Origin of the sequence: Streptomyces sp. NPDC051940 (assembly GCF_040680895.1) — a bacterium.
Classification (GTDB): domain Bacteria; phylum Actinomycetota; class Actinomycetes; order Streptomycetales; family Streptomycetaceae; genus Streptomyces.
The window spans coordinates 1-22,635 of record NZ_JBFAXR010000133.1 but is presented as its reverse complement, the minus strand read 5'-3'; the positions used below and the strand labels follow the sequence as shown (position 1 = coordinate 22,635).

Below are 22,635 nucleotides of genomic sequence, written 5' to 3'. Positions count from 1 at the left end.
CCAACCCCCCCCCACCCCCGGGCGCGCGCCACCGCGGCGCGCGCCCCCCCCCCCGCCGCGGCCGGCGCGGGCCGCCCCCCCCCCCCCCCCCCCCCGACTGCGTGTGCGCCCTGCGGTTACCGTTCCCCGACGTTCACCACGGCCCTCGGCCTGGCCGAGGTCCCCGTCACGGTGCCGAGCACGGTGAACCAGCCCTCGTCGGCCACCATGTCCGCGGTGACCGGCTCCCAGGTGACGTCGACGGGGCCGGTCGTGCCGTCGCTGTAGACCGCCTCGGTCCGCGCGGGCAGCGTCGGCAGCTCGCCGGTCCTCGTGTCGACGGCGACCGCGGTGTAGTCCACGACGGCCCTGGGCTTCTGCACCTCGTAGACCTCGAACTCGGCCAGGCCGCACTCCGCGCCACTCGGATTGCTGTAGACGCCGTCCGGGTCGACGGTGAACTTCAGCCAGCTCGTCCTGACCGGGGCGTCAAGCCGCACGACGTTGTCCGGCTGGCCGTCCCACCGGATGCCGGTGACCTTCTTGCTGCCGCCCTCCCATTCCAGAAGACCCTCGACGATCTGGTTGACGTCGTGGCCGCGGTCGACCAGATTGACGCGGTCGACCTCCACCGGCGACGGGAACTGAAGCCTGATCCACGGGCTCCTGTCCGCCTGCTTCGCCGCCCAGGAGGTCGCCCTGTTCCCGTCCGTCGCCCGCGCGCCCAGATAGCGGTCGTCCTGGTCGTCGCCGTCCGGGTCACCGTTGCGGTCGCGGACGGAGGACACGGTGACGGTGGCGGAGCCGGCGATGTTGCTGCTCTGCGCGGTGATCGTGCTCTGATCCGACCCCACCGTCACACCGTCCAGTGTCACCACCGCCTTCGCGGTCGACGTGAACGGGGCGGTGACCGGTTCCTTCAGCACGATGGTGTTGCTGCCCGGCACGGCTGCCAGCCGGCTGTCGCCCAGCACGTAGCCGGTCTTCGCCTTCGACAGGTTGGCCTTCTCGCCGGTGCTCAGCCTCGCGTCGATCGTCCCGATCACCGGTTCGCCGACCTTGACCGTCCTCGTGCCGAGCGCCAGCTTCACGTCCTTCAGGAACGTGGGGAACGTCATGCGTCCGTCCGCGTCCACGTCGGCGTAGAAGTGGTCGCTCGCACGGTAGCCCGCCAGCTCCGCGGTGACGGTGACCTTCGCCCGTCCCTCGCCGGCGGACGAGAGCTCCCTGTCCGCGCCGACGGTCACGACGGAGGGGTCGTCGCTGGTGATCCGGAGATCCGCCTCCCTGAGGTCGAGAGGCTCGCCGAGGAAGGAGGAGCCCGTCACGTCGACCGTCGCCGTCAGGCCGTCCGCCCCGGCCTCCGGTTCGACTCGGATGCCGCCCAGTGCGGTCAGGTCCCGCAGCGAGAACACCTGGGCCTCCAGGACGTCGACCGGACTGCCGTCCTGGCCGCCGCCGGGGAAGGAGATCCGCACGTACCGGGCGTGCACGCTGGGCTTGTCCGGATCCACCGGATAGTTGTAGTACAGGCCCTCCTGCTCCCACGCGTACAGCGTCGTGTCGCTCCGCGGGACGGCCAGCGTGTTCCTCGACGTCGGCAGCCCGGCGCCGGACAGGGTGTTCGTCTCGTTGCCGGTGGTCCAGTGGGAGCCGTCGGCGCTGTACTCGATCTTCACCTTCTTCGGCACGTTGCGGTAGGTGACGTTGTCGGCGTTCGGCATGTGGTGGTTGAAGAAGACGTTGACGCGCGTGAGGTCCTGCGGGGTGCGCAGGTCGTACGTGATGCTCGGGTCCGCATCGCTTGCGGGCGCTTCCCACTTCGCCCGGTTCCCGCCGGACTTGTCGTTGATGACCCCGTCGGACAGCGTGCGGGCGTGGCTGCTGTCGCTGGTCACCTTCGGGGCGATTCCGGCCGCCGCGTCGTGGTCCGGTATCAGGGTGATGTAGTTCCGGGTCGACGTGTACGTCTTCCCGTCGACCGTCATGTCGGCCCAGTAGCTGTACATCGTGGGCGTGGAGACCCGGCCGGTGAACCGCATCGTGTTGTCCTCGACCACGAACGGGACCTGGCCGGCGGGCACCTCGTCGACCACGATCTTTCCGGTCGGGTTGTCGCGCCTGCCGTCGACCGTCGCGTAGTGGTACCTGACGTTCGAGGCCCGGAGGATGTCCACCTCACCGCCCTTGCGGGTGAAGCCCTTGAACGACACGGGCACGTCCTTGTTCGTGGGGAACTGCCCCCAGAACTGCGACCCGTTCGTACGCATACTCACGCCGACCAGCGGGAGTGCGGCCGAGATCGCCCCGTCGTGCACCTCGACCGGGTAGGTGTCGGTCTCGGTCTGCGGAGGGTTCACACCGTCGTCGTACGTCGCCGTCACGGTGATGGTGGCGGCACCGTCGGCCTGGGCCTGGACGGCTCCGGTCGCCTCGCCGACGGTCGCGACGCGGGGATCGTCGCTCCTGAACCTGAGCTTGGCGGGCGCGAGGACGTTGGTGTAGTCGTTCATGTAGCTCTCGGCCCGGAGCTGCAGACTCCCTGCCGAGGTCTGGCCGCTGAAGAGCTTGACGCTCGTCATCCTGTACGTTCGGGCCGGATTTGCCGTCTGGATCTTGATGACCGTGTCGATGGGGTCCGCGCTCACGTCCGACGTGTCGACGGAGACGTAGTACTTCCCGTCCGCCTTCTCGGTGGTGAACGGCAGCGAGGCGCCCTTGTTCAGCCACTGGACCTTCTCGACCGGGTGGTCGAAGGGGCCCACGCGGTCCAGCCGGGACTGACCGGTGAAGCCGGACTTCGCCACCCCGGAGATCTGGTTCTTGATCATGTGCAGATAGACGTACTGGTCACGGGACATGGCGTAGCCCCAGTCGGGCCCCTGTCCGTGGGCGATGGCCTTCTGCGGATCGGTGTACCAGCCGGGCCGCAGCGTGTAGTCCAGGGTGTACGGCAGGGTGCCGTACATCGACTCGCGCAGGTCGGGTCCGCCGGGGTTGTCCATCCAGTTGACGATCCCCGCGCGCATGTCGGAGAGCTGCTGCGAGGAGACGGGCACCATCGAGAAGATGTTGGTGTTGTCCAGGTTGCTGCTCAGGTTGTCCATGCCGCGGGTCACGGTGATGGACGAGTCGTAGTTCATGACGTAGCCGTGGCCGTACTGGTTGATCAGCTCCTTGGCCGCCTCTCTCCAGTCGTCACGTTCGTTGCCCTTGGCGTACTGCGTCCAGACGTCCAGTGCCGTGGTGTAGGGGTCGTTCCACTCCTCGTGGGCGACCTTTCTTCCCTGCGGCAGGATTCCGTTGCGCCAGTGGCTGTCCTGATAGGGCTCGCTGTTCCAGAAGGCGCGCTCGTGCAGCGTGATGTCCTGGTCGCCGGTCTGGGCGTTGGGGTTCGCGTCGATGAGAACCCGGTCGTTGTAGTTGCGCGCGGAGCTCCAGGCGACGTCGGTGTTGGAGTAGCTCTCCGGACCGCCGTCGGCGAACAAGTACCACGGGTTGTACCGGGCGACGAGCCCCTGGATGTCGCTCTCCAGGATCTCGGAGCCCTCGTACAGGGACGACACGTACACGCCGAACTTCAGCCCGTAACGCTCCGCCGCCTGTTTGGCCTGCATCACCCGGTCCTTCACCCGCCAGGTGCCGTCCGCGGACCGGTACAGGGCGTTGTACTTGTACAGCTTGTTGCTGTTGTCCGGGGTCAGGTTCGCGTTCGGCGACGGCCAGTAATAGATGGTGTTCTGCAGGCTTTCCGTGGAAAGCAGGTTCATGCCCATCTCTTTGGCCTTCTGGGCCCACTCGTCGTAGGTGTAGTTCGGGTCGTAGAGGTTCGGCATGGTGCCCGTCGTGTGCGACAGGGCCGACATCTTGCCTTCCGTGAACCAGTCGACCGGGTTCTTCCTGACCGTGATGGTGTACGGCCTCGTCGCGGCGGCACCCAGGGCGTCGGTCACCCGCACGGTGAAGGTGTAGTCCTTGTGCGCCGCGCCGTGGGCGCCGTCCGAGACGGTGCCGTCGATGTGGCCGTCCGCCTTCAGGGTCAGACCCGGCGGCAATTGACCCTCGGACACCGTCCAGGAGTAGCCGGGCTTTCCGCCGGCGGCCTGGAAGGTGAAGGGGGACGCCTGCGGGGCGATACCCGACGTGTTGCGCTTTCCGTCGATCGTCGCGACCATCCCGACGTACGGGTTCTCGTCGTAGGCGTAGGGCAGCGTGTTGGACGGGTAGTCGTTCGCCGGCACCTCCGCGTTGCGGGCCTCGAACGCGTCCCGGTCGATGCTCAGACCGCTGGTGGCGACGGTGAGCCGGTCGTCCGGCGCGTTCGGTCCCGTAACGGAGTAGGTCAGTTCGGGAACGGCGTTGCCGGCGTCGTCGCAGAGCCTCGTGTAGAAGCCGAGGAAGTTCTTGTTACGGCCGGGGTTCTTGTGCCGGATCTCGATGACCAGCTTGTTCCAGCCCTCGTTCAGCCGGACGGGATACGCGGTGCCGTTCTTGCTCACCCGGGACGCGACGCGGTCCTGTTTCCCCACGGGGGTGTCGTTGGCGTAGACGTTGTACACGCCCGATCCGCCGACCCGCCACTGAACCGTGCGCGCTGCCGGGCTGTAGACGTAACTCGCCGCCACGACCCACTTGTCGGACGTCGCCTGCCCCTGCTTGACGTCGAAATAGCCCAGCAGGTCGTTGTAGTCGTCATAGTTCCGGTTGAAGACCCGGTCGTCGAAGTACTGCCAGGTGGATCTCTCCTGGCCGTCCGGGTCGCTTAAAGGCGTACCCAGGGCGGGAACGACGGGAGCGGCGGACCGCTCGACCACCGGGTCGGTGTACGGACCGGAAACCGCCCACTGGTTCAGGTAGGGCGCCGTTCCCGTCGTCTGGACCGCATGGGCCCGCGGTGCGGCGAGGCCGCTGCCGATGACGGTGACCGCGAGCACCATCGCGGTTGCGGCCACGCTGGAAATGATCTGACGCAATCTCTTCACTGCTACCTCCTTCTGTGATCTCTCGAGCCGGTTTGGCGCACATGCTTCAGACTCTTGGCCGGGCGGGCTGGGACGGCAGACCCCTGCCCTCGCTGCGGCAACCGCAGGTACGACCAGTCAAGTGCGTTGGGAGTATGGGTAGTCCGCGCGGACCGAGTCAAGGCATGAAGCGCAACTATGCCTTCTGTTGGCCATTCAATGAATGTGATACATCTGGAGCCGCGCTGCCGACGGACCCGGCAGCCGCGCTGGGTCTGCCGACGTAAGGGGCAAGATGCGTATCACCGACGTGAGTGTGGAACTGGTCGACCTGCCGGCCCAGCCCGTCTTCAGGTGGCGCCGGGGCCTGCCCGGCTCCGAGGGGCCGGCGGTGGGCGGCATCCTGCGCGTCCACACCGACGACGGGCTGTACGGGGAGGCGCACACGCGGCGCGGGGCGATCCTCCAGGACCTGGTGGAGCGGCGTATCCGCGAGGATCTCCTGGGACGCGATCCGTCCCATCGCGAGCTGCTGTGGCACCGGTTGTGGGAGCTGGACCGGATCGAGGAGTTCCCGATCTATGTCCTCGGGCTCGTCGACACCGCCCTGTGGGACCTGGCGGGCAAGGCCGCCGGGCTCCCGGTGCACCAGCTGCTGGGCACCTACCGCGAGTCCATACCCGCCTACGCCAGCACCGCGACCTTCGCCAGCGTCGAGGAGTACCTGGACGTCGCGGAGCAGTGCCTGGAGGCGGGCTTCGCGGCGATCAAACTGCACGCGTGGGGCGACGCGCGCGAGGACGCCCGGCTCTGCCAGAAGCTGCGGGAGAAGACCGGCGACGCCGTTCCGCTGATGTACGACGGCTCCGCGGCCTTCGACCTCGCCGACGCGGTCTATCTGGGCGAGGCCCTCTCGGAGGCCGGCTACACCTGGTACGAGGAGCCGATGCGCGAGTTCAGCGTGACCGCGTACCGCCGGCTCGCCGAGCGGGTGTCCGTCCCCCTGCTCGTCGCCGAGACCTCCGACGGCGCCCATATGAACGCCGCCGACTTCATCGCCTCCGGTGCCGCGGGCAGCGTGCGGACCAGCGCCCAGTACAAGGCGGGGATCACCGGTGCGATGCGGGTGGCCCACCTCGCGGAGAGCTTCCTGCTGCGGGCCGAGGTGCACGGATCCGGCATCGTCAACGCGCATCTGTGCATGGCGATCCCCAACACCACGTACTACGAGTCCTTCGTCCTCACCAACCCCGTGGTCCGCGAGCCCTCGGTGGGCTCCGACGGGCTGCTCCGCGCCCCGACCGCGCCCGGCGTCGGCTGGGACCAGGAAGGCTGGTCGGGCGGTGTGGCCCTGCCCCGGAGCTGACACCGGCGAAGAGTACGAACCATTCCTCCCCGCGCGACCCGGCGAACGCGCCGGGCGACCCGGGGTATTCGCTGCGCGGCCTCCGCCGGCCGCTCTACTGTCCTGGCGACGGGACCAAAAGTCCAAGACTTGTTTCGTAACTATCAATTGACCGACCTATCGATGCATGCGAGGCTCACGGCACTTCAAGGCCTGCGGAAAGGGGCGTTCGAACCATGACTCGACGGAGAAGGACCAGGGGACGAGGCAGCCGCGCTGCCGCCGCCCTGCTCGCGCTGGCGGCGCTCAGCCTGGCCACGGCCTGCGGATCGGACGGCGGCGACAGCAGCGACGGGGCGGCGGCGGGTGGGAAGGTCACCCTGGACTTCTGGGGCTGGGCGCCCGGCTACGACAAGTCGGTCGAGCTGTGGAACAAGAGCCACCCGGACGTCCAGGTCCGGTTCCAGAAGGTGCAGTCCGGAGCGGGCGGCGGCTACGCGAAGATGCAGAACGCCGTGAAGGCGGGCAACGCGCCCTGCCTGGCCCAGGTCGGCAACGAGACCCTGCCCACCTTCCTGGTGACCGGCGCGCTGCAGGACATCACCGAGTACGCCGCCGAGGGCGAGGACCAGTTCGTCGACTGGACCTGGCGGCAGTCCGGCTTCGACGGCAAGGTCTACGGCATCCCCGTGGACACCGGCCCGACGGCCCTGTTCTACCGCACGGACCTGTTCGAGAAGTACGGCATCGCCGTGCCCGGGACCTGGGACGAGTTCGCGGCCGCCGCGCGCAAGGTGCACGACGCGGACCCGTCCGTCCGCCTGATCAACTCGCTCACCGACGCCTACGACACCGCCGGATACGTATGGCAGGCGGGCGGGCACTGGTTCGGCACGGCGAACGACCAGTGGCAGGTGACCATGGACGGCCCGGAGACCCGGAAGGTCACGGCGTACTGGCAGGACCTGCAGGAGGACGACCTGCTCTACACCGCGGACGGCCCGCTCGGCCAGGCCTGGTTCAACGACGCGAAGAAGGGCAAGGTCCTCTCCCTCATCACGGCCGCGTGGGCGGCGCCCCTGCTGCAGACCAACCTGCCGGACCTCGCCGGCAAGTGGGCGGTCGCCCCGATGCCGCAGTGGACCGCCGGCGAGAAGGCGTCTGGCAACAACGGCGGCTCCACCACCGCCGTGCTCAAGGGCTGCGAACACGCGAAGGAGGCCACCGAGTTCGCCCGCTGGTTCAGCACCGACACCGGCAGCGTGACGAACCTGATCAAGAATACTGGCATCTACCCGGCGGCCAAGGCCGGACTCGGCCTTCCCGCGGTCAACGAGCCCTCCCCCTACTACGGCGGCCAGAACACGTACGAGGTGTTCCGGGCGGCGGCCGAGAACACCAGCCCGGACTGGGTGTGGGGACCGACGATGAACCAGGTGGAGTCCGACTTCGTGGACGGGCTCAAGAAGGCGAAGGGCGGCGGCAGCACGGTCCCCGAGGTCGCCGCGACCGTGCAGGACAAGACCGTGGCGGCGATGAAGGACCAGGGTCTGTCCGTCACCAGCTGACCCACCCGAGCCCGGCTGCCCCCGGCGCATGTCCCTTGCGCCGCGCCGGGGGCGGCCGACCCCTCACCGACCCGCCGAACAAGGAGAACCACCACCGTGACCACCACCCTGTCCCCGCGGACCGCCCGCCCGGTCCGCCGATCCGGGTCCGGCCCGGGCGGGTCGCCGGCCCGCCGGCGGCGTACCCGCTCGGCGGTGCTGTTCCTGGCCCCGTTCGGGGTGCTGTTCGCCGCGATGATGCTGGCCCCGATCGCGTACGCCGTCTACGAGAGCTTCTTCGAGGTCCGGCGCAGCGGGCTGGGGCTCGGGCCGTCGACCACGGCGTTCGCGGGCCTGTCCCACTACTCGGAGGCCCTGCGGGACTCGGCGTTCCTCGCCTCGCTGCTGCGCGTCTTCCTGATCGGGCTGGTGCAGGTGCCGGTCATGCTCGGACTCGCGCTGCTGCTGGCCCTGCTGATCGACTCGCGTGCGGCACGGTTCAAGCGCACCTTCCAGCTGGTGTACTTCCTGCCGTTCGCACTCCCCGGGGCCATCGCGGCGATCATGTGGTCCTACCTGTACATGCCGAGCATCAGCCCCGTCACGGCGGCCCTGGAGAGCGTCGGCATATCCCTCGACCCGCTGTCGGACACCCTGGTGCCGGTCTCCATCGGCAACATGCTCACCTGGGCCTGGACCGGCTACAACATGCTCATCATCCACTCGGCGCTGAAGGCGATACCGGCCGAACTCTCCGAGGCGGCACGGCTCGACGGCTGTTCCGGCTGGCGGCTGGCCTGGCACGTCAAGATCCCGCTGGTCCGGCCCGCGCTGGTCCTGACGGCGGTGTTCTCGATCATCGGCACCGCCCAGCTGTACACCGAGCCGGAGATCCTCCGGCGGGTCGCGGGCAGTATCACGGGCACGTACACGCCGATCCTCGCCACCCAGTACGCGACGAACCTCAACGACTACCACTTCGCCGCCGCGGAGTCGGTCGTCCTCGCGCTGCTCACCTTCGTCCTGTCCTTCGGCTTCCTGAAGTACACCCAGCGCAAGGGGATGGGATCATGACGCGGACCTCGCCCGGCGCGACCGGCACCCGTGGGGGCGCGGGGCTCACCAGCCGCGCCGGGGTGAACGCCGTCCTCCTCCTGTTCGCGCTCTACACGCTGATCCCGCCGTGGTGGCTGCTGGTGACCGCCACCAAGAACAAGGGCCACCTCTTCACCACCAACGGCCTGTGGTTCTCCCACTTCGACCTGTGGACCAACGTCAAGGACGTGTTCCACCAGGACGACGGCATCTTCCTGCGCTGGATGGGCAACAGCTTCCTCTACGCCGCGACGGGCGCCGCCGTCAGCACCGCGATCTCGGCGATGGCCGGGCACGCCCTGGCGAAGTTCGCGTTCCGCGGCCGGGACCTCGTCTTCAACGTGATCCTCGGCGCGGTGCTGGTCCCCGCGTCGATGTTCGCGCTGCCGCTGTACCTGATGTTCAGCGCGACCGGACTCGTCAACAGCTACTGGGCGGTCCTGCTGCCGAGCGTGGTCAGCCCGTTCGGCGTCTATCTGTCCCGCGTCTACGCCGCCGCCGCGGTGCCCGACGAGCTCCTCGAGGCCGGACGGGTCGACGGCGCCACGGAGGCCCGGATCTTCTGGCGGCTGGCTGCGCCCGCGATGTCGCCCGCGCTGGTGACGGTCTTCCTCTTCCAGTTCGTGGGCAGCTGGAACAACTACCTGCTGCCGGTGCTGATGCTCAGCGACGACCGGCTGCAGCCGGTGACCGTGGGCCTGGCGAACTGGCGGGCCGAGTTCAACAACGGCGTGCCGTACAACGTCACCATCACCGGCGCCGCCCTGTCCCTCATCCCGCTCCTCATCGCCTTCCTCTCCCTCCAGCGCTTCTGGCGCTCCGGACTGACGGCGGGAAGTGTCAAATAGGCGCGGCACACCCCAACCCCGCGGCCGCCGAACGGTGTTACCGTCGCCCTCGGTATCCCCTGCGCCCGCCGTGGGAGGCAGCATGGCCCTGCTCGAGCAACTGGCCGCCGCGTTGGCCGCCGGTGAGGTGGAGGTCGTCGACCTCACCGCGCCGCTGTCCGAGGCGACGCCCATCCTCCAGCTCCCCGAACCCTTCGCCAACACCCGCCACTTCGCCCTGCACGAGCTGAGCCGCTACGACGAGCGCGGCCCCGCCTGGTACTGGAACGACATCACCACCGGCGAACACACGGGCACCCATTTCGACGCACCCGTCCACTGGGTGACCGGGCGCGACGGCGCCGACGTCTCCCAGGTGCCCGCCGGGCAGCTGGTGGCGCCGGCCGTCGTGCTGGACGCCGCCGCGGAGGCAGGCGCCGATCCCGACTTCCTGCTCGAGCCCGACCACATCCTCGCGTGGACCAAGACCCACGGGCCGCTGCCCGAGGGCGGCTGGCTGCTGTACCGCACAGGCTGGGACAGCCGCGCCGACGACGCGGCGGCGTTCCTCAACGCCGATGAGACGGGGCCGCACACACCGGGGCTGTCCGTCGAGTGCGCGCGCTGGATCGCCGAGGAGACGCCGCTGATCGGGGTCGGCGTGGAGACCGTCGGTACGGACGCGGGGGCGGCGCACGGCTTCGACCCGGCGTTCCCCTGCCACTCCTTCCTGCTGGGCGCCGGCAAGTACGGTCTGACGCAGCTGCGCAACCTCGACCGGCTGCCGCCGCGCGGCGCGCTGCTCGTCGCCGCCCCACTGCCCATCGTCGGCGGCTCGGGCAGCCCGTCCCGCGTGCTGGCCCTCGTCGAGCGGTGAACGTCGCCGCGGCGGTCGGCACCGCACTCGCGGGTCTCGGCGTGCGCACGGTCTTCGGCGTGGTCGGCAGCGGCAACTTCCACGTGACCAACGCCCTGACCGCGGGAGGCGCCCGGTTCGTGGCCGCCCGCCACGAGGCGGGCGCCGCGGTGATGGCCGACGCGTACGCCCGGGTGTCCGGCGAGGCGGGCGTGGTCTCGGTGCATCAGGGGCCGGGGCTGACCAACGCCGTGACCGGCATCACGGAGGCGGCCAAGAGCCGCACCCCGTTGCTGGTGCTCGCCGGTGAGGCGGCGGCCTCGGCCGTACGGTCCAACTTCCGGATCGACCAGGGCGCGCTGGCCGCCGCGGTCGGCGCCGTCCCCGAGCGCGTGCACAGCCCCGCGAGCGCCGCCGAGGACGTCGCACGGGCCTGGCGCACCGCCGTATGCGAGCGCCGGACGGTGCTGCTGAACCTGCCCCTGGACGTCCAGGCGGCCGAGGCACCACGGCCCTTCGAGGTGCCGCGGCCCGCGCCGGTGCACCACCCCGTGCCGTCGGCCGCGTCGGTCGCCGAGCTGGCGGACGCGCTGGCGGCTGCCCGCCGGCCCGTGTTCATCGCGGGGCGCGGTGCCCGGCTGGCCGGAGCGGGCGAACCGCTGCGGGTCCTCGCCGAGCGCACCGGCGCGCTGCTCGCGACGTCGGCCGTCGCGCGCGGCCTGTTCCTCGGCGACCCCTACGACCTCGACGTCAGCGGGGGCTTCGCCACTCCCCTGGCGGCGGAGCTGATCCGCGGCGCGGACCTGCTGGTCGGCTGGGGCTGCGCGCTGAACATGTGGACCCTGCGCCACGGCACACTCGTCGGCGAGAAGACCGTCGTCGCCCAGGTCGATCTGGAGCCCGCCGAACTCGGCGCCCACCGGCGGGCCGACGTGGCCGTGACCGGCGACGCGGCCGGAACGGCGCAGGCCGTCGAGGCGGAGCTGGCGCGCCGCGGCCACGGCAGCCGCGGCTACCGGCTCCCCGGCCTCGCCGAACGGCTCGCACGCGAGGGCCGCTGGCGGCACGTGCCGCACACCGACGCCTCGACGGCCGACCGGATCGACCCGCACCTCCTCACGACCGCCCTGGACGACCTCCTCCCCGCCGAGCGCACCGTGGCCGTCGACTCCGGGAACTTCATGGGCCATCCGGCGGTGTTCCTCTCCGTACCCGACGCCGACGGCCTGGTCTTCACCCAGGCGTTCCAGTCCATCGGCCTCGGCCTGGCCACCGCCATCGGCGCCGCGCTGGCCCGCCCGGACCGCCTGACGGTGGCGGCGCTGGGCGACGGGGGCGCGCTGATGGGCGTCGCCGAGCTGGAGACGGCGGTGCGGCTGCGCCTCGGGCTGCTGATCGCGGTGTACGACGACGAGGCGTACGGCGCCGAGGTGCACCACTTCGGGCCCTTCGGCCATCCGCTGGACACGGTGACCTTCCCGCCGGCGGACCTGGCGGCGATCGCCCGCGGCTTCGGCTGCACGGCTGCCACCGTCCGCACCCGCGCCGACCTCGCCGCGGTCGACGACTGGCTCGCGGGCCCACGCGACAGCCCGCTCCTGCTGGACGCGAAGGTCGTCCGCCGGTCGTCGTGGTGGCTGGAGGAGGCGTTCCGCGGCCACTGACCGCGAAGGGAACCCGCCCGGTTACCGACCACGATGAGACCGCCCGGCCCCTACAACCCGGCGCACCCGGCCCCTAACCTCCGGTGCGTGGACGCGACATGGGTGGGAACGATCTCGGCTCTGGTGGGCACCATGACGGGAGCGCTGCTGCAGGCCTGGCGGGAACACGCGCTGCACCGGCGCGAGATGGCCGTGCGCTGGGACCAGACGCTCCTGACGGCGCTGGCCGACTACCTCGCGACAGCCGATCGCGCGCTGCGCGGACTGCTGCGCTGGCGCAACGCCCGCGACAGCGGGGCGGCCGGCCTGGCGGAGGAGGCCGCGGCGGCGCTGCAGGCATACGAGGCCCTGCACGAGAAGTCCCAGCTCATCAGCCTGCTCACCGGCGCCCGCACGGACGAGGTGCGCGACTCGGCCCGCCGGATGCGCCGGGCCCTGCTGCCGATGTGCGACGAGGTCCGCGGCGGACAGCCGCTGGACCGCACCCGCCTCGCCCAGCTCATCCAGGACCACCGCGAGGCCCGCGACACGCTCATCCACCGTGCCCAGTCGCGGCTCACCCCGCCGGGCCCGTGAGGTGCGCCGCCGGTCGTCAGCGCACCGGGCCGGTCTGCGCCCGCACCAGCACGTCGCCCGCCTCGGTGCGGTAGTACAGCACCGAACGCCCCGAGCGCCGGCGGGCGATGAGCCGGGCGTCGTACAGGACCTTCAGATGGCGCCCGACCGAGCCGAGCCCCTGGCCGGTCAGCGCCACCAGCTGGGTGGTGCTCATCGGCGTGCCGAGCAGCATCAGCGCGGCCGCCCGGTGCGGCCCGAGCAGCCGGCCCAGCGCCAGCGGCGGCTGCCGCTCCCGGTCCGCCCCGGCCAGCACCCCGTGACAGGGGTAGGTGAGGACGTACAGATCGCTGAGGTCCCAGGCCACCCACCCCCGCGACGGCGTGACGGGGATGAACAGCAGTCGCTTGCCGGAGATGTCCTTCGGCGGGTAGTCGTGCATGTTGATCTGCAGCCGTCCCTCGCCCAGCCACCGCATCCCCGGCCGCATGTCGTCGAGCGCCGCCGACCAGCCGCCCTGGGTGAGGTGGCGGGTGCGGGCGACGATGTCGGCCTCAAGGGCGCGCCGCCGGCGCGGCCACTCCGGCCGTACGATCCGCGTCCACACCCAGGTCAGCAGCCCGCCGAGCAGCTCGGGCACGTCGTCGCGGTCGAGGACGGGCGGCAGCGGTCCGGGGCGGGAGACGACGAGGTCGGCGCGTGCCTGGTGGGGCGCGGTGGCGCGGACGACCGCCAGCTCCTCCTCGAAGGTGTGCCCGGGCTCGTACGCGGTGGCGGGGGTGAGGAAGTCGGCCAGCCAGGCCCGGTGGCCGACCACGGCGTCGGCGAGCGTGTCGAGGACCGGGTCGGCGGCGAGCAGTTCGCGGTACGCGGGAGCGTGGGCGGTCAGCGTCTCGTGCTCCCCCGGGTGCTTGGCGCGCCGTTCCTGGAGCATCAGGAACACGGCGGTCACCTCGGCCAGCTCGGAGACGCTGAAGCGGCTGCCCGCCAGGGTGTCCGTGTCCAGCAGCCACAGCCCCATGACCGCCCGCCCCCTTTCGCGTAGGGGCGAAACAATAACGGACGGCCGCAAGGCCCCCGCAGACTCCCCGGCATGCGCACCTACCGGGAGTTGTTCCGCCAGCCTCAGTTCACACCGCTCTTCGCCACGGCCGTCGTGCACAGCGCAGCCCAGACCATGGGCGGTCTGGCACTCGCCACGCTCGTCTACCGGGCCACCGAGTCGCCGCTGCTGTCCGCCCTCAGCATGTTCGGCACCGCGTTCACCCAGGTGATCGGCGCCACCTTCCTGATGTCGGCGGCCGACCGGCTGCCGCCGCGGGCGGCGATGTCGGGCATCGCGCTGGTCTTCGCCCTCGGCGCGGCCGTCCTGGCGCTGCCGGGGCTGCCGGTGTGGGGCGTCTTCGTGGTGCTGCTCGGGCAGGGCGTCGTGGGATCGGTGGGCGGCGGGGTGCGCTACGGGCTGCTCACCGACGTACTGCCCCCGGACGGCTTCGTGCTGGGCCGGTCGGTGCTCAACATGGCCAACGGCACCATGCAGGTCTGCGGCTTCGCCGTGAGCGGGCTGCTGGTGGTCGTGCTGTCGCCGCGCGCGACGCTGGTGCTGTGCGCGGCGCTGTTCGCCCTGGCGGCGGGCGTCGCGCGGTTCGGGCTGCGGCGGCGGGCGCCGCGCGTCGCCGGGCGGCCGTCGGTGCGCGAGACGTGGCGGGTGAACGCCGTGCTGTGGTCGTCGGTGCCGCGGCGGTACGTGTTCCTCGCCGGATGGGTGCCGAACGGGCTCGTCGTGGGCTGCGAGGCGCTGTTCGTGTCGTACGAGCCTGAGAACGCCGGTCTGCTCTTCTCCGCCGCGGCGGCCGGCATGCTCGCCGGGGACACCGTGCTGGGTCGCTTCGTCCCGCCCGCGCTGCGCGAGCGGCTGGCGGCGCCGCTGCGGCTGCTGCTCGCCGCGCCGTACCTGGTGTTCTTCCTGAGCCCCCCGCTGCCCGTCGCCATGCTGGCGGCGCTGTGCGCGTCCGTGGGCTTCGCGGCGTCGCTGCTGCTGCAGGAGCGGCTGATGGCACTGACGCCGCGGGAGCTGAGCGGGCAGGCGATGGGCCTGCAGACCGCCGGGATGCTGACCATGCAGGGCGTGGGCGCCGCGCTGGCCGGCGGGGTCGCGCAGCTGCTGTCGCCGGCTGCCGCGATGAGCGTGATGGCCGCCGCCTCGGTCGCCGTCACCCTGGCGCTGGCGCCAGGGCTGCGTCCGCTGCCCAAGGCGGACGGCGTGAAGCGGGAGACGGACGATGCGAAGCCGGAGACGGACGAGATCGCGGCGGGCTACGGCTCGGACGTCTCCGACTCCAGCGACGCGCGCGTCGCTGGCCCGTAGACGCCCGTGGCGTCGGAGGTGATCCCGCGCGCCTGCTGGTAGCGGGTCACGGCTCGGACCGTGTTGCCTTCGTATTCGCCGGTCACGCTGCCGGTCAGCAGGTTCAGCTGGTCCAGCCTCTTCTGCAGTTCGACGACCTCCGCCCCGCTGTCGCCCCGGCTCAGCGTCGGCGGGGACGCCGGGGGCGCCGAGGTGCTGCCGGCCGGGCTGGACGGCGGCGGCGGGGCCGGCTGGGTGCTGCCGGGCGCCGAGGTGGCACCGCCCGGCTGTCCGCCCGCCGGCCTGGTCGCGTCGCCCTTGGCGGGGCTCTGGCTGGGGCTGCCGCTCGGCTTTCCGCTGGCGGACGCCGACGGCTTGCCGCTCTTGCCGTCCTTCGACGGGCTCTCGGAGGCGGCGTCGTCGTCGGGCAGCAGGTCGAGGGTGGAGTTCGTGGGGTCGGGCGCGACCTCGATGGGACGGCTGCCGTCCTCGAACGCCTTGAGACCGAGGGTCACCACCCCGGCGGTGGCCGCCGCCGCGGCGACGGCGCCGAGGACGGCCATCAGCCTGCGGCGTCCAGCCGGAGCGCGGTGGGCGCCGCGGCGGCCGCGGTACGGTTCGATCTCGCCCGAGCGTACGGGCGGTTCGTAGCGGACCAGGTCGGTGCCGGTGGCGCGGGGCGGCGGGCCGGGGCGCTCCGGGGCGAACAGGCCGAGGTCGGCGACGGCCGGGGCGGGCAGCGGGGCCGTGGCCGGTTCGTGCGGGAGGGGTGCCTGGAGGAGGGTGGGGGAAGGCGCCGGCACGTACGGGCGGATGCGCAGCGGCTGCTCCGCCTCGGCGTCCCTGCGCGCGCAGTCGCATGGCCCGATGGCTCTGCACCGGGCGCACGGTCGTCGTACGTATGCGTCCATATGTGTGATCCCCCTCCGCGCAAAGGCGGTAGTGCCGGACTCTAGCGGAGAATCCGCCGTCTCACGAATATTCCTGGCCCGCGCAGACATCCCGCCCCACCGGTTACTGTGATCGCGATGTCACCTTCCGACGGCCCGACCTTCCGCGAGCTCGCCGTCCAGGCGCTGTCCTCGGTGGAGCGCGGTTACGACCTGCTGGCCCCGAAGTTCGACGTGTCGCCGTACCGCACCTCCGACCGGGTTCTGCTCGCGGTGGCGGACGCCCTGCGTCCGCTGGGTCCGTTCCGTACGGGCCTGGACCACTGCTGCGGGACGGGCGCCGGTGTCGGCGTCCTGCGCGAGGTGTGTACGGACCGGGTGGTCGGCGTGGACTTCAGCGCCGGCATGCTGGCGCGGGCCCGGGCCGCCCTCCCGGCCCGCGACGAGGGCCCGGCGGTGCGGTGGGTGCGGGGCGACGTGCGCCGGCTGCCGTTCACCTCCGCGTTCGATCTGGTGACCGGTTTCGGGGCGTTCGGCCATTTCCTCCCCCGGGAGCGGCCGGCGCTGTTCGCCGAGGTGTACGCGGTGCTCCGCCCCGGAGGCGTGTTCGCGTTTCCCATCGTGGCGCCGCCGCGTGTCGGCTCGTGGGGCTACTGGTCGCTGTGGGGGTTCGACGCGGCGATGCGGGTGCGCAACGCGGTGTGGTGGCCGCGGTTCGTCATGTACTACCGCACCTTCCGGCTGCCCGACGTACGGCGTGAGCTGGCGGAGGCCGGTTTCGACGTGACCACCCTGGCGCTGCGGGAGCTGGGCCGGCGTGCCGACGGCAGCCCGCGCTGCCGGCTGGTCGTCGCCCGGCGCCGCTGAGGGGCGGCGGGTCACAGCGCCGGCAGGGTCACCGTCACCGTCAGTCCGCCCTCCGGTCGCGGGACGGCCGTCACGTCGCCGTCGTGGGCGCGCGCGATGGTCTGCACGATTGACAGGCCCAGACCGGCGCCCGTCGCGGTGATCACGCGGTCCGCGCCGAGGCGGCGGAAGGGCTCGAAGAGGGCGGGGATCTCGTACGCGGGGACGACCGGCCCGGAGTTGGCGACCTCCACCACCGCCCGCCCCGCCTCGTCCGTACGGGTCTCGACCCGCGCCCAGCCGCCCTCGGCGTTGTGCCGGATGCCGTTCTCCACCAGGTTGTGCACCAGCCGCTCCAGCAGCAGCGCGTCGCCGCGCACCGTCGTCTCGGCGGTCTTGTCGTGGACGGCGACCCCGCACCGCCGCGCCTCGTCGGCACTCTGGCCGACGACATGGGCGGCGATGTCCGCGAGGTCCACCGGAACGCGGTCCAGCACCTCGTTCTCCGAGCCGGCGAGGAGCAGCAGGCCGGAGATGAGGCGCTCGTGGCGGGTGTTGATCTGCAGCAGCTGCTCCCCCAGCCGGCGGACATCCGGCGAGGCCGCCTTGCGGTGCATGGCCATCTCCACCACGGCCCGGCCGACCGTCAGCGGGGTGCGCAGCTCGTGCGAGGCGTTGGCGACGAAGCGCCGCTGGCCGTCGAAGGAGCGGTCGAGGCGTTCGACCATGGTGTCGAAGGTGTCGGCCAGCTCCTTCACCTCGTCCTCGGGCCCGTCCAGCGCGATCCGCTCGTGCAGTCCGCGGTCCGCGGCGGGCGCGGCGGCGATCCGGCGGGCGGTGTCGGTGACGCGGTGCAGCGGTGCGAGGACCCGCCCGGCGATCAGCCAGCCGAGGCCGCCGGCGGCGGCGCCGACCACGCCGAGGGCGATGGCGCCCTGGGTGAGCAGGGTGCTGCCCGCCGCGTCGCGGATGTCCTCGGGGACCTTCTGCTCGTTGAAGACGGGCGTGCCGTCCGTGGGCGGCGTCGCCCCCGGCGCGGTCTCCATGTGGGTGGTCATGCCGCTCTCCCCGAAGCGCTGGTCGAAGAGCGTGTACGTGACGCCCAGCACCACCAGCCCGCCCACCAGGAAGAGCCCGCCGTACACCAGCGTCAGCCGGGCCCGCAGGGTGAGCCGGCGCGGCAGCATCCGTATCCGCCTCATGCGATCCGGTACCCCACTCCCACCACGGTCCGCACCACCGGCGGATCGGCCAGCTTGCGCCGCAGCTTCAGGACGGTCAGCCGGACGACGCCGGAGAAGGGGTCGGCGTTCTCGTCCCAGACCTTCTCCAGCAGCTGCTCCGCCGAGACCACCGCGCCCTCGGCCCGCAGCAGCTCCGCGAGGACGGCGAACTCCTTCTTCGACAGCGGGACGTACCGTCCGTCGCGGAACACCTCGCGCCGCGCCGGGTCGAGGGTGATGCCCGCGCGGCGCAGCACCGGCGGGGTCAGCGGGCGGGCGCGGCGGCCCAGCGCCAGCACGCGGGCGGCCAGTTCGGGGAAGGCGAACGGCTTGGTGAGGTAGTCGTCCGCCCCGAGGCCCAGACCGGCCACCCGGTCGGTGACGTCCGCGGCGGCCGTCAGCATCAGCACACGGGCCGGTGCGCCGGAGCCGACCAGCTCCCGGCACACGTCGTCGCCGTGGACGACCGGCAGGTCGCGGTCCAGGACGACGACGTCGTAGTCGTTGACCGCGGTCCGTTCCAGGGCCGCCGCCCCGTCGTGCGCGATGTCGACGGCGTGCGTCTCCTCGCGCAGCCACTCGCCGATCGCGTCGGCGAGCATCGGCTCGTCCTCCACCACCAGCACCCGCATCCCCGGCCGTCCTCTCGTAGGCGGGGCCCACCCGTCCTTCCCCAAAGGACAGGGCCCCTGCGGACATCTTGGCCCACGGGGGTGTTTCGTCGGCGTTAGTGCGCGGCCGTCCACTCCGGTGGGCGGCGTCCCCGTCACGGAAACGGCCGGGAAACAGCCGCTCCCGTTCCATCTCCTCCAGGAAGCCGGCGCCCGGCCGGCCCCGGCCCATGGAGACGACGTGAACCGCACACGCACCCGCGCCGCGCTGGCACTGCTGCCCCTAGCCACCGCACTCGCCCTCACCGCCTGCGCGAAGGACGGCGGCGACAACGGCGTCGCCTCGGCGAACGGTTCGAAGAAGGGCAGCCCGAGCGCTTCGCCGTCCCTCAGCCGAGACGAGCAGGTTCTGCGCTACGCCCGCTGCCTGCGCGAGAACGGCGTGGACGTGGCGGACCCCAAGCCCGGCGAGGGGATCCAGCTGTCCGCCACCACCCCCGCGGAGAAGGAGAAGCAGGACAAGGCGCTGGAGGCCTGCCGCGCGTTCGCCGGCGCGCCGCCGTCGGAGGAGGACAACGCCGAGGAGCGCGAGGACATGCTGAAGTACGCCGCGTGCATGCGCGACAACGGCGTGGAGGCGTTCAAGGACCCGAAGCCCGGCGAGGGGATCAACGTCGGTCCGGAGATCGTGGAGGACCCCGACTTCAAGGCGGCGGAGAAGAAGTGCGACGTCGGCATGGGCGACGGCAAGAAGGTGACGAACAATGGCTGACACCGTCGCCGCGGAGGATCTCACCGCGGCCGTGTCCCCGAGGCGCCGCCGCAGGCGCCGCGGCCCTCGGATCGTCGCCGCCGTGTTCACGGTGGCCACCGGCGGAGCGGTCACCGTGGCCGCCCTGGGGCTCGGCGGCGGCTCCCCGTCCGGTGACGGAGCGGACGGCGGGCTCCCGCCGAAGACCGCCGGGGTAACCCGGCAGACCCTGCAGGACATCCAGACCGCGGACGGCGAACTGGGATACGGCACGACGACCGACGTCGCGAGCCGGCTGGCCGGCACGCTGACCCGCGTACCGGCGTCCGGTACGAAGGTCACCCGGGGGCAGGCGCTGTACGAGGTCGACGACCGGCCGGTGCTGCTGCTGTACGGGAAGCTGCCCGCGTACCGCGCACTGGGGCGCGGCGACGAGGGCGACGACGTGCGCCAACTGGAGCGGAACCTGGCTGCTCTCGGCTACACCGGCTTCACCGTGGACGAGGAGTTCACCTACCTCACCGAACAGGCGGTGAAGGCCTGGCAGGAGGACCTGGGCCTGCCCGAGACCGGCGCGCTGGAGCTGGGCCGCGTGCAGTACGCGCCGCGAGCGGTGCGCGTCGACAGCACGGAGGCGAAGACGGGCGACACCACCGGCCCGGGCCAGAAGGTCCTGGCGTACACCGGCACCGACAAGTCCGTCACCGCCGAGCTGAACACCGCCGACCAGCGGCTCGCCCGCAAGGGCGCCACGGTGCGCGTGCTCTTCCCCGACGGTACGGCGGTGAAGGGCGTCGTCGCCGGCGTGACGACCGTCCTGCATCCCGCGGATCAGCAGACCGAGGCGGAGACGAAGGTCGAAGTCGTCGTCCGCTTCGCCGACGCCGCGGGTCGCAAGGCGGCGCGCGGTTTCGACCAGGCGGGTGTGCACGTGGAGTTCACCGCCGGCGAGCGCGAGAACGTGCTCACCGTTCCGGTCGCCGCGCTGCTCGCCCTCGCGGAGGGCGGGTTCGGGGTGGAGGTCGTCGAGGGGACGGAGAGCCGGTACGTACCCGTCACCACCGGCCTGTTCGCGAACGGCCGCGTGGAGGTCTCCGGCGACGGGATCGCCGAGGGCACCAAGGTGGGGATGCCGAAGTGATCGCGCTGAAGGACGTCACCAAGAGCTATCAGGGCGGGGTGACGGCGCTCGCCGGCGTCTCGCTGACCGTCGCCCGGGGCGAACTCGTCGGCATCGTCGGCCCGTCCGGCTCCGGCAAGTCGACCATGCTGCACGTACTCGGCACGCTCGACCGGCCCAGCTCCGGTTCGGTGCACATCGACGGGTACGCCGTCCAGGAGCTGGCCGACCGCGAGCTGTCGGCGCTGCGGGCGCGGCACATCGGCTTCGTCTTCCAGCACTTCCATCTGGCGGCCGGTACGTCGGCAATCGACAACGTCGCCGACGGCCTGCTGTATTCGGGGCTGCGGGCGGCCGAGCGGCGCCGGCGGGCGGTGGCCGTGCTGCACCGGGTCGGGCTCGGGCACCGGCTGGAGCACGAGCCGCACGAGCTGTCGGGCGGCGAGCGCCAGCGGGTGGCGATCGCCCGGGCGGTGGCGGGCGAGCCGTCGCTGCTCCTGGCCGACGAGCCGACGGGGGCACTGGACTCGGCGTCCGGGGCAGGCGTGCTCGACGTGCTGCGGGAGCTGAACGCGGCCGGCACCACGGTCGTCATCATCACGCACGAGCGGGAACTCGCCGCCGCGCTCCCCCGCCAGGTGCGGATGCGCGACGGACAGATCGTAGGCGACACGGCCGACACGGCCGGTGCGCGCTACGCGGAGGTGGGCTGATGGCCGTCGACACCCTGCGCCCCGCCCGGATGTGGCCGGGGGACGTGGTGAAGACCGGCGCGGTGGGGCTGCGCACCCGGCCGCTCAGGGCGTTCCTGTCCGCGCTGGGCATCGCGATCGGTATCGCGGCGATGGTGGCCGTCGTCGGCATCTCGGCGTCGTCCCGGGCGGAACTCGACCGCACGCTCTCCGCGCTCGGCACGAACCTGCTCACCGTCTCCCCCGGGAACACGCTCACCGGAGGGGACGCACAACTACCGCTCACCGCCGAGCGGATGGTGGCACGGATCGGACCGGTCACGTCGGTGTCCGCCATCGGCAAGATCGACGGGGGCGACATCTACCGCACCGACAAGATCCCCGAGGAGCAGACCGGCGGACTGGGCGCGTACGCCGCGCGCACCTCGCTGCGAGCCGCGACCGGCGCCGAACTCCGCAGCGGCACCTGGCTCAACGCCGCCACCAGCCGCTATCCGGCGACGGTGCTGGGGGCGACGGCCGCCGAGCGGCTCGGCATCGGGCGTGCGGGACCGGACATCCGGGTGCTCGTCGGCGGCCGGTGGTTCACCGTGGTCGGCATCCTGCGGCCGGCCCCGCTGGCGCCGGAGCTGGACACCGCGGCGCTGATCGGCTGGCGGGCCGCGCAGTCGGAGCTGGACTTCGACGGGCATCCGACGACCATCTACACCCGCAGCGACGACGCGGCGGTCACCTCGGTGCAGTCGGTGCTGGGGCCCACCGCCAATCCGCAGAACCCGTCCCAGGTGAAGGTCTCCCGGCCGTCGGACGCACTGGCCGCCAAGCAGGCCGCGGGCAAGGCGTTCACCGGTCTGCTGCTGGGGCTGGGCGCGGTGGCGCTGCTGGTCGGCGGGGTGGGCGTGGCCAACACCATGGTGATCTCGGTGCTGGAGCGCCGCGCGGAGATCGGTCTGCGGCGCTCGCTGGGCGCCACGCGCGGCCAGATCCGCGGCCAGTTCCTGGCGGAGTCCCTGCTGCTGTCCGCCCTCGGCGGCATCGGCGGCGTCCTGCTCGGTATCGGCGTCACCACGGGGTACGCCGCCTACCAGGGCTGGCCGACGGTGGTCCCGCCATGGGCGATGGCGGGCGGGTTCGGGGCGACGCTGGTCATCGGGGGCCTGGCCGGCTTCTATCCGGCGCTGCGGGCGGCCCGGTTGCCGCCGACCGAGGCGCTGGCCGCAGCGTGAGCGGGCGTCGGCGCCGGAGTACGCGGCGGCGGCCGTCAGCCGCTCCTCGTCCAGGTCGGCGTCGGGGCGGCCGATCGCGATGTTCACCCGGGCGGTGAAC

General features: G+C 71.9%; 18 protein-coding genes. 13 read left to right on the top strand and 5 right to left on the bottom strand.

Going from position 1 to position 22,635, the window contains the following annotated elements; translation table 11 throughout:
- Positions 1-116: 116 nt before the first annotated feature.
- The gene (locus tag AB0M28_RS33705; RefSeq protein ID WP_365413412.1) at positions 117-4,931 is read right to left on the bottom strand and encodes a putative Ig domain-containing protein; all 4,815 of its coding nucleotides are present in this window, start codon (positions 4,929-4,931) and stop codon (positions 117-119) included.
- Between the two features lie 304 nt (positions 4,932-5,235).
- Between AB0M28_RS33705 and AB0M28_RS33700 the strand changes: the two genes are divergently transcribed.
- The 7 genes from AB0M28_RS33700 (at position 5,236) to AB0M28_RS33670 (ending at position 12,850) form a co-directional block, all read left to right on the top strand.
- The gene (locus AB0M28_RS33700; protein WP_365413410.1) at positions 5,236-6,306 is read left to right on the top strand and encodes an enolase C-terminal domain-like protein; all 1,071 of its coding nucleotides are present in this window, start codon (positions 5,236-5,238) and stop codon (positions 6,304-6,306) included.
- A gap of 215 nt (positions 6,307-6,521) precedes the next feature.
- A complete protein-coding gene (locus tag AB0M28_RS33695) occupies positions 6,522-7,853 on the top strand; it encodes a sugar ABC transporter substrate-binding protein (RefSeq protein ID WP_365413408.1) in 1,332 nt (443 codons plus the stop codon).
- Positions 7,854-7,949: 96 nt separating this feature from the next.
- Entirely contained in the window at positions 7,950-8,906 is a 957-nt protein-coding gene (locus AB0M28_RS33690; protein ID WP_365413406.1) for a sugar ABC transporter permease, read from the top strand.
- Entirely contained in the window at positions 8,903-9,775 is an 873-nt protein-coding gene (locus AB0M28_RS33685; protein WP_365413404.1) for a carbohydrate ABC transporter permease, read from the top strand. Before AB0M28_RS33690 ends, AB0M28_RS33685 begins: the two co-directional genes overlap by 4 nt.
- An 82-nt stretch (positions 9,776-9,857) precedes the next feature.
- Entirely contained in the window at positions 9,858-10,631 is a 774-nt protein-coding gene (locus AB0M28_RS33680) for a cyclase family protein (protein WP_365413402.1), read from the top strand.
- A complete protein-coding gene (locus AB0M28_RS33675) occupies positions 10,628-12,274 on the top strand; it encodes a thiamine pyrophosphate-binding protein (RefSeq protein ID WP_365413400.1) in 1,647 nt (548 codons plus the stop codon). The genes AB0M28_RS33680 and AB0M28_RS33675 overlap by 4 nt, the downstream gene beginning before the upstream one ends.
- An 87-nt stretch (positions 12,275-12,361) precedes the next feature.
- Positions 12,362-12,850, top strand: coding sequence for a hypothetical protein (locus AB0M28_RS33670; protein ID WP_365413398.1), 489 nt, complete (start codon positions 12,362-12,364; stop codon positions 12,848-12,850).
- A 16-nt stretch (positions 12,851-12,866) separates the two neighbouring features.
- Here AB0M28_RS33670 and AB0M28_RS33665 read toward each other — a convergent pair whose 3' ends face one another.
- Entirely contained in the window at positions 12,867-13,850 is a 984-nt protein-coding gene (locus AB0M28_RS33665) for a winged helix-turn-helix domain-containing protein (protein ID WP_365413396.1), read from the bottom strand.
- Between the two features lie 72 nt (positions 13,851-13,922).
- On the opposite strand from AB0M28_RS33665, the gene AB0M28_RS33660 reads away from it, so the two are divergent.
- Positions 13,923-15,197: an MFS transporter gene (locus AB0M28_RS33660; RefSeq protein WP_365413394.1), complete on the top strand. Its 1,275-nt coding sequence runs from the start codon at positions 13,923-13,925 to the stop codon at positions 15,195-15,197.
- Here the strand turns inward: AB0M28_RS33660 and AB0M28_RS33655 are convergent.
- Positions 15,146-15,979: a peptidoglycan-binding domain-containing protein gene (locus tag AB0M28_RS33655; RefSeq protein ID WP_365413392.1), complete on the bottom strand. Its 834-nt coding sequence runs from the start codon at positions 15,977-15,979 to the stop codon at positions 15,146-15,148. The genes AB0M28_RS33660 and AB0M28_RS33655 overlap by 52 nt on opposite strands.
- A 225-nt stretch (positions 15,980-16,204) precedes the next feature.
- On the opposite strand from AB0M28_RS33655, the gene AB0M28_RS33650 reads away from it, so the two are divergent.
- On the top strand, positions 16,205-16,933 hold the full coding sequence (locus AB0M28_RS33650; protein WP_365413390.1) for a methyltransferase domain-containing protein: 729 nt from the start codon (positions 16,205-16,207) through the stop codon (positions 16,931-16,933).
- Positions 16,934-16,944: 11 nt separating this feature from the next.
- On the opposite strand, the gene AB0M28_RS33645 is transcribed toward AB0M28_RS33650, so the two are convergent.
- Together AB0M28_RS33645 and AB0M28_RS33640 are read right to left on the bottom strand one after the other, a co-directional pair.
- A complete protein-coding gene (locus AB0M28_RS33645; RefSeq protein ID WP_365413388.1) occupies positions 16,945-18,114 on the bottom strand; it encodes a HAMP domain-containing sensor histidine kinase in 1,170 nt (389 codons plus the stop codon).
- On the bottom strand, positions 18,111-18,767 hold the full coding sequence (locus AB0M28_RS33640; RefSeq protein ID WP_365413386.1) for a response regulator transcription factor: 657 nt from the start codon (positions 18,765-18,767) through the stop codon (positions 18,111-18,113). The genes AB0M28_RS33645 and AB0M28_RS33640 overlap by 4 nt, the downstream gene beginning before the upstream one ends.
- A gap of 220 nt (positions 18,768-18,987) precedes the next feature.
- On the opposite strand from AB0M28_RS33640, the gene AB0M28_RS33635 reads away from it, so the two are divergent.
- From AB0M28_RS33635 to AB0M28_RS33620, 4 genes are read left to right on the top strand one after another with little or no spacing between them, the layout of a single operon-like run.
- A complete protein-coding gene (locus tag AB0M28_RS33635; protein WP_365413384.1) occupies positions 18,988-19,518 on the top strand; it encodes a hypothetical protein in 531 nt (176 codons plus the stop codon).
- Positions 19,511-20,638 carry a peptidoglycan-binding domain-containing protein gene (locus tag AB0M28_RS33630; RefSeq protein ID WP_365413382.1) on the top strand — a complete coding sequence of 376 codons (1,128 nt, stop codon included), beginning with the start codon at positions 19,511-19,513 and terminating at the stop codon, positions 20,636-20,638. Before AB0M28_RS33635 ends, AB0M28_RS33630 begins: the two co-directional genes overlap by 8 nt.
- Entirely contained in the window at positions 20,635-21,330 is a 696-nt protein-coding gene (locus AB0M28_RS33625; RefSeq protein ID WP_365413380.1) for an ABC transporter ATP-binding protein, read from the top strand. The genes AB0M28_RS33630 and AB0M28_RS33625 overlap by 4 nt, the downstream gene beginning before the upstream one ends.
- Complete coding sequence (locus tag AB0M28_RS33620; protein ID WP_365413378.1) at positions 21,330-22,535, top strand: ABC transporter permease; 1,206 nt, start codon at positions 21,330-21,332, stop codon at positions 22,533-22,535. The genes AB0M28_RS33625 and AB0M28_RS33620 overlap by 1 nt, the downstream gene beginning before the upstream one ends.
- Positions 22,536-22,635 lie beyond the last annotated feature (100 nt).

Coding starts and splice junctions, on each gene's coding strand:
- AB0M28_RS33700 (WP_365413410.1), top strand. CDS start 5,236: ATGCGTATCACCGACGTGAGTGTGGAACTGGTCGACCTGCCGGCCCAG.
- AB0M28_RS33695 (WP_365413408.1), top strand. CDS start 6,522: ATGACTCGACGGAGAAGGACCAGGGGACGAGGCAGCCGCGCTGCCGCC.
- AB0M28_RS33685 (WP_365413404.1), top strand. CDS start 8,903: ATGACGCGGACCTCGCCCGGCGCGACCGGCACCCGTGGGGGCGCGGGG.
- AB0M28_RS33680 (WP_365413402.1), top strand. CDS start 9,858: ATGGCCCTGCTCGAGCAACTGGCCGCCGCGTTGGCCGCCGGTGAGGTG.
- AB0M28_RS33665 (WP_365413396.1), bottom strand. CDS start 13,850: ATGGGGCTGTGGCTGCTGGACACGGACACCCTGGCGGGCAGCCGCTTC.
- AB0M28_RS33660 (WP_365413394.1), top strand. CDS start 13,923: ATGCGCACCTACCGGGAGTTGTTCCGCCAGCCTCAGTTCACACCGCTC.
- AB0M28_RS33650 (WP_365413390.1), top strand. CDS start 16,205: ATGTCACCTTCCGACGGCCCGACCTTCCGCGAGCTCGCCGTCCAGGCG.
- AB0M28_RS33645 (WP_365413388.1), bottom strand. CDS start 18,114: ATGAGGCGGATACGGATGCTGCCGCGCCGGCTCACCCTGCGGGCCCGG.
- AB0M28_RS33640 (WP_365413386.1), bottom strand. CDS start 18,767: ATGCGGGTGCTGGTGGTGGAGGACGAGCCGATGCTCGCCGACGCGATC.
- AB0M28_RS33630 (WP_365413382.1), top strand. CDS start 19,511: ATGGCTGACACCGTCGCCGCGGAGGATCTCACCGCGGCCGTGTCCCCG.
- AB0M28_RS33620 (WP_365413378.1), top strand. CDS start 21,330: ATGGCCGTCGACACCCTGCGCCCCGCCCGGATGTGGCCGGGGGACGTG.